Source organism: Fusibacter sp. A1 (assembly GCF_004125825.1).
Taxonomy (GTDB): Bacteria; Bacillota; Clostridia; order Peptostreptococcales; family Acidaminobacteraceae; genus QQWI01.
In genome coordinates this window covers 1-2,767 of the sequence record NZ_QQWI01000030.1, presented here as the reverse complement: position 1 = coordinate 2,767, position 2,767 = coordinate 1, and the positions used below count along the sequence as shown (strand labels likewise).

2 protein-coding genes are annotated in these 2,767 nt (G+C 37.1%); one reads left to right on the top strand and one right to left on the bottom strand.

What is annotated here, in order from left to right; all coding sequences use genetic code 11:
* Positions 1–519 precede the first annotated feature (519 nt).
* Positions 520–1,947 carry an ATP-binding protein gene (locus tag DWB64_RS19000; RefSeq protein WP_129489805.1) on the top strand — a complete coding sequence of 476 codons (1,428 nt, stop codon included), beginning with the start codon at positions 520–522 and terminating at the stop codon, positions 1,945–1,947.
* A gap of 124 nt (positions 1,948–2,071) precedes the next feature.
* On the opposite strand, the gene DWB64_RS18995 is transcribed toward DWB64_RS19000, so the two are convergent.
* On the bottom strand, positions 2,072–2,446 hold the full coding sequence (locus tag DWB64_RS18995) for a GxxExxY protein (RefSeq protein ID WP_129489804.1): 375 nt from the start codon (positions 2,444–2,446) through the stop codon (positions 2,072–2,074).
* Positions 2,447–2,767: the final 321 nt, after the last annotated feature.

Genomic DNA, 2,767 nt, shown 5'->3' with positions numbered 1-2,767 from the left:
CACTTCTCTTTATACTCTGATGAAGTGGTTGGAGGGCAATGTGTATTTTGAAAACCACACTAAGGGTTCTTTTCATACAACTCTTTTACTACCTAGCGGTTGTTCGTTTGGTGCCAACTGGCATTTTTCAATTGGACATGTATTTTTAAGGCGCTGCGCTTGAAATGCAAGGAAGGATAGGTAGGTGAGGCATGTTTGCCTTGCTTTTGGAGCGGAGTGTCTTAGAGAAAATGTGGGAGTGAGAGAGAGATGGTGAATGGTGGGTGGTTGATTGGGTGAGTAAAGCGTTGCAAGTTACAACCCTTAGTGTGGTTTTATAGATGGCACTTCTCTTTCATGTGTTGTGAAAATGAATAAATCTAAAAACATAACTTTTTAGAAAAATTTTTTAGGAATTATGGAATATGTATTTGCTTAAATTTGATTAAATTTGTCTAAAAGACGAACCGTTTGCATAAAATTTTGATGTTTGCATAAAATTAAGTTATAATCAAGGATGAGATGAGAAGGAGGATTCCTATGTTAGAAGATGAATTGGTACAATTAGTTCAAAAAATCACTTTTGAAAAATGTGAAAAACAGCATATAGAACTTAAGAAGGCGTTAGGCGGTACGCCATCAAAATTGTATGATACCTTATCAAGCTTTTCAAATCAAACTGGTGGTGGGATTATTGTTTTTGGTATTGATGAAGAGGATGATTATAAAGTGGTAGGTGTTTATGATGCCCAAGACCTACAAAAGAAAGTAATGGAACAGTCATTGCAGATGGAACCTGTGGTACGACCACTGTTCACTGTTGCCCAAGTAGAGGACAAGGTAGTTGTTAGCGCAGAAATATCAGAGTTTGATATTTATGATAAACCATGTTTTTATAAAGGTGCTGGGAGGTTAAGAGGATCATATATTCGTGTTGGTGATTCTGATCAACCTATGACGGAATATGAGATATATAGCTATGAAGCTTATAAAAGAAGGATACATGATGAACTTAGGTCGGTTGAACGGGCAACGATGGAGTACTTGAAAAAAGACAATATTACTGAATATCTCATAAAGTTGCGTAGGCTAAAGATGAATCTAGCAAACCTTGAAGATAAACGAATACTAGAAACTCAAGGTTTATGTCAAGATGGTTTTCCTACTTTGGCAGGATTAATGCTTCTTGGTGAGTATCCACAAGAGTTTACGCCACAACTGAGCGTGACAGCGATGGTAGTGCAGGGGAAAGAGATTGGTGAACTTGGCGAAGATGGAGAACGATTTGTAGATAATAAACGAATTGAAGGAACCATATCTCAAATGCTTGAAGGCACATTGGCTTTTGTACGAAGAAACATGAAGGTCAAAACGATTGTGACTGAAGAAGGGACTCGTGCCGATAAACCTGAATACCCAATAAAGGCAATAAGGGAGATTATCCTAAATGCACTTATACACAGAGATTACAGTGTCCATACAGAACGTTCACCTATCAGGTTAATTATGTATGAGGATAGATTGGAACTGGAGAATCCAGGAGGTCTATATGGCAGAATTACTGTCGATAATTTAGGGAAGGCCGCCGCCGACACAAGGAATCCTTATTTAGCGGGAGCATTAGAAATTATGGTTGATACTGAGAATAGATTTTCCGGTATTCCTACTGTCATTGCAGAACTTAAAAAAGCCGGGATGCCTCATCCGGTATTTATTGATCAACGGGGGGTATTCAAAGTAATTTTTTACAAAAAAACAGTTGTTCAAGATAAAGATATCGATTTTGAAAATGAGATAATAAATTACTGTATTACGCCGCGAACGAGGGAAGAACTTGCAGAGAAATTTGGATTTGAGGCACCGAGTTATTTTATAAAGACATATATTTATCCATTAATTGATTCAGGAAAAATGAAAATGACTATTCCGAATAAACCGAAGAGTAAGTTCCAGAAGTACTATTCTTAATGAATAATCATATGTAAGGAATAATGGGTGTCTAGTTCCTGCATTCGCATGGCAGTATCAATTTAAATATAAAATGACCGTCTATCACTTGTTAGGCGGTTTTTTAGATGGCATTTCGCTAGTACTATTTTTTAATCCTACTAACTCTTTTAACCCCATCCATCATCCTAGGTAAACCGAAGTTTAGGATTAAACCAGTTTGGATTGCTGTTGAGTTTAAATAGGATAATAGTTGTGGAACTGCAAATTGTGGTCGATATGGGCTTGATTTGACCTCGATTATAATGGCATTATCAACTAGCAAATCTAATCTAAGTGTTTTTAATATGACACCTTCATAATATACAGGAACTTCTACCTGTCTACTAAAAGGAATATTCCGCTTCATAAGTTCAAAGCATATTGCCTCTTCATAAATTGATTCAAGTAAGCCAGGACCCAAAGTGGTATGTACTTTAATTGCGATTCCTATTATTTGAGTACTTATATCATTTTCCATATGTCACCTCCAATATCAGGATATAAAAATGATTCAATCAAGGCAATAGCAAAACATGACTAGTCTGCTCGTTGCAGACTTTTAAGCGGTGGTAGTTGGGTTTGGAGGGCAATGCATATTTGGAAAACCACGCTAAGGGTTCTTTTTATGCAACTCTTTTACTACCTAGCGGTTGTTCATCTGGTGACAGCTGACATTTTTCAATTGGACATGTATTTTTAAGGCGCTTCGCTTTAAATGCAAGGAAAGATAGGTAGGTGAGGAATGTTTGCCTTGCTTTTGGAGCGGAGCGTCTTAGAGAAAATGTGGGAGTGAGTGAGA